Annotated in this window: 6 protein-coding genes; all 6 read right to left on the reverse strand. The window is 65.6% G+C overall.

Annotation, left to right across the window (positions count from 1 at the left end; all coding sequences use genetic code 11):
• Positions 1 to 13: 13 nt before the first annotated feature.
• Positions 14 to 2,071: a ParB/RepB/Spo0J family partition protein gene (locus V8Z74_RS23860; RefSeq protein ID WP_019726276.1), complete on the reverse strand. Its 2,058-nt coding sequence runs from the start codon at positions 2,069 to 2,071 to the stop codon at positions 14 to 16.
• Between the two features lie 64 nt (positions 2,072 to 2,135).
• A complete protein-coding gene (locus V8Z74_RS23865; protein ID WP_025981539.1) occupies positions 2,136 to 2,960 on the reverse strand; it encodes a DUF932 domain-containing protein in 825 nt (274 codons plus the stop codon).
• A 700-nt stretch (positions 2,961 to 3,660) separates the two neighbouring features.
• Positions 3,661 to 3,939 carry a hypothetical protein gene (locus V8Z74_RS23870; RefSeq protein WP_019726273.1) on the reverse strand — a complete coding sequence of 93 codons (279 nt, stop codon included), beginning with the start codon at positions 3,937 to 3,939 and terminating at the stop codon, positions 3,661 to 3,663.
• Between the two features lie 65 nt (positions 3,940 to 4,004).
• Positions 4,005 to 4,355 (reverse strand): DUF2958 domain-containing protein, encoded by a 351-nt coding sequence (locus V8Z74_RS23875; RefSeq protein WP_019726272.1) that lies wholly within the window; start codon positions 4,353 to 4,355, stop codon positions 4,005 to 4,007.
• 283 nt (positions 4,356 to 4,638) lie between these two features.
• The gene (gene radC / locus V8Z74_RS23880) at positions 4,639 to 5,148 is read right to left on the reverse strand and encodes a RadC family protein (protein WP_019726271.1); all 510 of its coding nucleotides are present in this window, start codon (positions 5,146 to 5,148) and stop codon (positions 4,639 to 4,641) included.
• Positions 5,149 to 5,512: 364 nt separating this feature from the next.
• Positions 5,513 to 6,113: PDDEXK nuclease domain-containing protein (locus tag V8Z74_RS23885; protein WP_349711728.1), on the reverse strand; the 601-nt coding region annotated here is incomplete at its 5' end.

The raw sequence follows: 6,113 nt of genomic DNA on the forward strand, positions 1-6,113 counted from the left end.
CTGTCGGCGCGGGTCAAGCGGCTAGCGCCACGGCGGTTTCATTCGCCATTGCCTCGGCATCCTCCGGGGCGTTGTCCTGGGCCTGCGGCGCCGCCGGCGTGGTTTCCTGCGTGCCTTCGGCCTTGAAGATGGCAGGCATCCAGCCAGTGCCATCGGCCAGCCGCTCCGCTTCGCTGGCAATGTCGGCCTTCTTCAGCTTCGCCAGCCGGGTGACGTGCGACGGGGCGAACTGCTCCACGGCTTCCAGAATCGCGGCCTTCGGCACATGCCGGAAATAACCCTCATTGGTGGGCTTCCACCATGCGGCCATGTCCAGCCCCACGGCCTGCGCCAGTTCCTCGCCCGGCTGCTGCCGCATGGTGCGGGGTGTCACCACGTCCACCGTGACGGCCACGCATACCGCCAGCAGTCGCACCAGTTCGTCTTGCGAATTCGCCAGCAACGCGGCGAACAGTTCGGCGCTGTCCTGCGGCAAGGCTTCGCCCGCCACCTGTTGCAGTTCGCGCAGCGCCACGGCAGCGGGCGATTCCGGCCAGTCCGGTGCCATGCCTTCCAGCCGGTCTTGCACTTTCAGGCTCACGCCCAGCGGCAGGTCGTGGCCGTAGTGGCTGCCGTGCAAAACGGTCTGCACCATGCCATGCACCAGCGCGGCCAGCGCCACTTGCGGATGCTGCGCCACTTCGATTTGTAGCGCGGCGGTGCGGTGGGCACTCAACCGCTGCGCCAGTCGGTCGGACATGGCGGCGGTCTTGGGCTGGTCGTCGTCCTCGCCTTCGTCGCCGTTCTCGGCATCCTCACCGCTGAAACCTTGGCGCAGGCGTTCCAGCGTGCGCAGGGCCTTGGCCTCGGCTTCGCGCATCAGGCCGTGATGGATCACGGCCTGCCCGTTGCGGTCGATGGTGACGATGGCACCGGCTGCGGCCTTCACGGTCGGGCTGTAGTCCTGCAAACCATCTTCCAACGCCTGCAACTGCTCGCCCACGGCTTCGCCTTCCTCTTGCAGCGCGTCGGCCTTGTCCTCGTCCTCGGCTTCCAGCGCACCATCGAGGGCTTCGCCAATGGCCTGCACCTTGGCTTGCAGCTTTTCGATGCGCTGCGCTTCGCGCTTGGTCGGTTCGCGCCGCTCCCTCGGCGCACGCTGGAAAGCGTGCAGGTCGGCATGGGTCACGCCCGGCGTGGCATCCACCCATGCCCAGCCTTCGGCCTTCACCTCGGCGGCGATGCCCGCCAGCCGGTCTTGCGCCAGCCTGTCCAGCAGCGCGGCATCGGTCAGATACACGCCCGCGTCACCTTCCGCGAACAGGTCACGGCGCACGCCACCGCCTGCGGCCTCGTAGGTTTCCAGCCCGACGAACCGCACCAGCGGATGCCGGTAGGCGTCGATTTCCCTTTCGGTGAGGCGGTCGCGCAGCGCGGACGGCTGGCGCTGCCACGTTGGCGCATCGTAGAAGGCGGCTTCCTGCGCGGTGTGGTCATCGGTGATGGCAAGGGCCATCAACTGGTCAAGGCTCACGGCATCGGCGCGGTAGTCGGCCATGAGGCGCGGCGAGACGTTCGCAAGCTTCAAGCGGCGCTGCACCACCAGCGGCGTGACGGAAAAATCCGCTGCGATGTCCTCGATGGGTCGGCCTTCGGCCACCAGCGCGGCGAAGGCTTCAAACTGGTCTGCCGGGTGCATGGCTTCACGCTGCACGTTCTCGGTGAGACTGGCAGTGCGGGCCGTGCCATCGGCCACTTGCAAGCAAGGCACCTCCCAATCCTTGGCGATGCGGTGCTTTTTCGCCAGCAGCTTCAGCGCAGCAAGGCGACGACCACCGGCGACCACCTCGTAATGCTCGCCATCGGCGGATGCGATCACGATCAGGTTTTGCAGCAGGCCCACGCGCTGGATGCTTGCAGCCAGTTCGGGGATGGACATGCGCGGGGTCTTGCGCACGTTGCGGCCCGTGGGGCGCAGCACCAGCCGCGACAGCGGAACCAGAATCAGGTTCTTGGTCGGGTCGGCGGCTTCCAGCGGGATAGCGGCGGCGGCATTGACGGCGCGGGCTTCGGTGGTGGTGATGGCGTTCATGGTGGTTCTCCAATCGAGTGAAACAAGGAATGGAGGGGAAACCGCCCCTCCTGCGGGGGACGGGTCAGGCTTTCAACTGGCGCAGGCCATCGGCCAGCATCCACAAGGCGCGATTGAGGCGCACATCGGAATCAATGCCCTGTATCGGACGGGTCTGCTGGCGGCGTCCGTTGGCGCTGCGACCATGCAATCCGCCTTTGGTCAGGTTCTCTTGGGTGCGGTTGAACACGCTCCACAAGTCGGGGCGGCGGTCTTCAAACCGGCGCGGCATCAGAATCTGGCTTTCGGTGATGGGCGCGGGCTTGTTCGGGTCGTCGTACTTGAGGGTCAGCGCGGCGCGGGCGAACACTTCGGCTTCGCCTTCATCGAGCGTGATAGCGCGCATGGCGTCGCGGGAATCGCGCACAAGGTCGAAACCGCGCAGCACCTCGAAAGCGCCTTCGATGACTTGGCCCGCCACGTCGCCTTTATGGGGGACGCGCACATCGGCCACGGTGTCGCCGCACACAAGGCCATTGCTGCAAACAAATCGGAACTGGCCCGCCAGCATCTGATAGCTGCTGGTGCCATCGTGCGAGTTCAGCAGGATGATTTCATTGGCTTCCGCGCCGTTGATCTGGCTGGCGTGGCGCAGGCGCAGCATGTGTTTCGTGTGCTCGCGCTTGCCTTCATCGCGCACGCGGGTTTGCGTCACCATGAAAGGCTGAAACCCTTCTTTGCGAAGCTCGGTCAAAACCGCCGCCGTAGGGATATAGGCGTATCGCTGCGAACGACTTTCATGCGGGGCATCCGCAAAGATGGACGGCGCTACACGGTGAATCTGGTCATCGGACAGCGGGTAGTCGCTGCGCAGTGCGGGGGAATGGGAAGCGAAACGGGTTGCAAGCATGTCGTTCTCCTGACTTGGCTGTTGAAGAAAGCGCACACCGGATTCCTAGATTCGGAGCCCAGCCTTTCGGCTGTTCGGTGCGGTCGGCACGAGGAACCCGGTTGGCCCTGTTGCCACCGTCTTTCCTGAGTTCATCGCCCGCGACGGTCAGGAGCGCGCGGACGGGGGCCGTCAAGGAAAAAAGCGCAGGGTTGGTGCGGCCCGCAGGCGAAGCCGAGGACACGGCCCTGCGCGCCTTGATGGCACACGGGAGCGGGCTACAGTCGCGGACAAGGTGATGGAGTCAGGGAAGACGGCTGGACATGGCAACGGGCACCTTCCACGCCGACCGCACGGCAAGCGCAAGCGCGCAGGCCCGAAGCTGGAAGCTGGGCCGGAGGCGTCAGCCGAGCGGAGCGAGGGAACGATGGAAGCCCGACAGGGGCGAGACGCCGCAGGCGGCTCGATGCGCAGCACGACAGCGCGACCGGCCATCTCCCAGGTGGCCGGGGACGCCCAGACTTCAAAACCGAATGGACAACAGGGTCAGGACGAGCACGCGCAGGGCATCGTGGATCTGCTGTGGATGCTGTCTGGCCGATCCGGCGCAGCCGGGTCGGCGATGTTCAGGGGCGCCAAGTCTGCGCGGCGGGGATAGCCCGCAGGGCTTTCCCCTGGAGGCAAGCGAAGCGCGTAGCGCGCCGCAAGGGGCGCGAAGGCATCAGGCCGAGTCGTCAGGACGCAGGCTGGATTGCGCAACCGGCACCCACGGCGAAGTCGAGTTCAGCAGATAGCGCGCTCCGCGCGCATAGTGACCACAAAGCCCGCTGGGCTGGTAGAAACCGGTGACGCGGCGACGGAACTGCACGCCGAACTGGTTGGTGTAGATCACCGCGTCGCCGATCTTGAAGCGCAGCGGCTGGCCGTTCTCCGGCGCGAAGGGCTTGAGCGCATCGTGCTGCGCCGTGATTTCGATGATGTAGTCGTGATGGCTGCTCATGGCATTGATCTCCTGAAATGATCGAGAAAGCGCAAGGAGCGCCTTGAGGCGCTCCAAGGGCGAGGTCAGACGACGATCCGCCCCGCCAGCCGCGCATCGCGCACGTAGGCGCTCAACCGCTTTTCGCCACGGAAAGACAGGTCGCGCTCGATCGGCAGGCCCAGCCCGCCGCGCACGCTCGCCAGCTCGTTCAAGCTGACCCAGCCGAGTTCCGGCATCCCCAGCCCCAGGTCACAAAGACCGAAAGCGTGGTCATGGTCGTCGGGGTCAATCTCGGTCAGCAGCCAGGTCGCGCCGCCGTCCGGCGTGAACAGCTTGACCACCGGGGCTGGGTCGAAGTCCGGGTTCTCCAGCGATGTGCTGCCGTTGGCCAGCAGCACGACGCGCTGCTCGGCAGTGATAAGTACGTTGTTCATGGTGAACTCCTGAAAGGTTGCCGGGCGGAATTGCCCGACCCTTCCGGGGCACGGCGCAGCGCAAGCAGTCAGGGGTCGTAGACGGCCGCCAGGACGCAAGCGCCATTGGCGCGCAGCCCTTGACGGCGAGAACGCCGTGGCACGATGAGGGGAACAGCAAGACCGCCTCCCTCACAACCTCCACGCACCTCCGGCTTTGGGGCAAGTGCGTAGCACGCGCAGGCCCGCGAGGGCCGGAGTTGCGCCAGCAGGCGCAGCAAAAAGGGGGCCGAAGCCCCCTCGGTCAGATCAAGCCACGTTCGGCGAAGGACGTAGTGAGGCTGCCCGCCACGATGATGTGATCCAACGTGCGAACGTCCACCAGCGCCAGCGCGCTCTTGAGTTGCAACGTCAATGCCCTGTCGGCCGCACTTGGCTCTGGATTGCCGCTCGGGTGGTTGTGCGAAACGATGACCGCTGCCGCGTTGAGCCGCAGCGCTTCCTTCACCACTTCGCGCGGATACACCGATGCGCTGTCGATGGTGCCGTGGAACATCTCGGCATACTCGATAAGGCGATGCTGCGAATCGAGGAACAGCACCGCGAACACCTCATGCTCGAAGCCGGCCAGTTTGGCGCGCAGGTACTCCTTGACTTCCGACGGTGAACTGAATGAGGCACCGCGCTGCATCTTGTGCTCGATGGCCTGGCGCGCGGCCTCCAGAATCTGGTCGGCCGTCGCCGGCAGGTAATGACCTTGGGAGTCGCGCACCATCAGCGCGGCATCGAACGAGGAAAAGGACAGTTGCGACATGATCGTGCTCCGGTTGCTCGGGCGGAATTGCCCGGAACCGTGTCCAGCACGGCGCAGCGCAAGCAGTCAGGGGTCGCAGACGGCCGCCAGGACGCAAGCGCGCAACAGCGCGCGCCGCCCTTGACGGCGAGAACGCCGTGATACGGTGAAGGGAACAGCAAGACCGCCTACACCCCGCCCACTGCACACCCTCGGCTTTTGGGGCAAGCGGAGCGCGCAGGCCCGTCAGGGCCGAAGGCGTCAGCCGAGCAAAGCGAGGGAACGATGGAAGCCCGCAAGGGGCGAGACTCGCGCAGCGAGGCTCGATGCGCAGCACGACAGCGCGACGGCGGAACGCCGGGATGCCCGACTGCTTGGGACAGGACTACTCGGTGTCCGTCTTGCGCTGCTCGATCTGCAACTGCGCCCGCTCTGCTGCCTGTTGCAGCCGTTCCACCAGCACGCCCCTCGGCGGCAAGGCAGTCAGGTACTCGGCGACGTGGATGCCTGACTTGTCCAGCTCCAGCAATTCGATCTGCTCGCGCTTCTTGCCGGTGCAAAGGATGATGCCCAGCGGCGAGGCTTCCTCCGGCTCGCGTTCGTGCTTGTCCAGCCAGCGAAGGTAAAGCTCCATCTGCCCCTTGTAGGCCGCCTTGAACTCGCCGACCTTCAACTCCACCGCCACCAGCCGCCGCAACTTGCGGTTGTAGAACAGCAGGTCGAGGTGGAAATCCTCGTCGTCAATCGGGATGCGCTTTTGCCGGGCGACGAAGGAGAAACCGGCCCCCAGCTCCAGCAGGAAGGATTCCATTTCGCGGATGATGGCCGCTTCCAAGTCGCTTTCCTGCCAGGTGTCACGCAGCCCGAGAAAGTCGAGAATGTAGGGATCGCGCATGACCAGCGCCGGCGTCATGCGCTGCGCATCGCGCATCGTCGCCAGCTCCTGCGCGATCGTCTCGCCCGGCTTCTGCGACAGCGCCGTGCGC

The organism is Comamonas sp. w2-DMI (assembly GCF_040187735.1).
In the GTDB taxonomy this organism is placed as follows: Bacteria; Pseudomonadota; Gammaproteobacteria; order Burkholderiales; family Burkholderiaceae_C; genus Comamonas; species Comamonas terrae.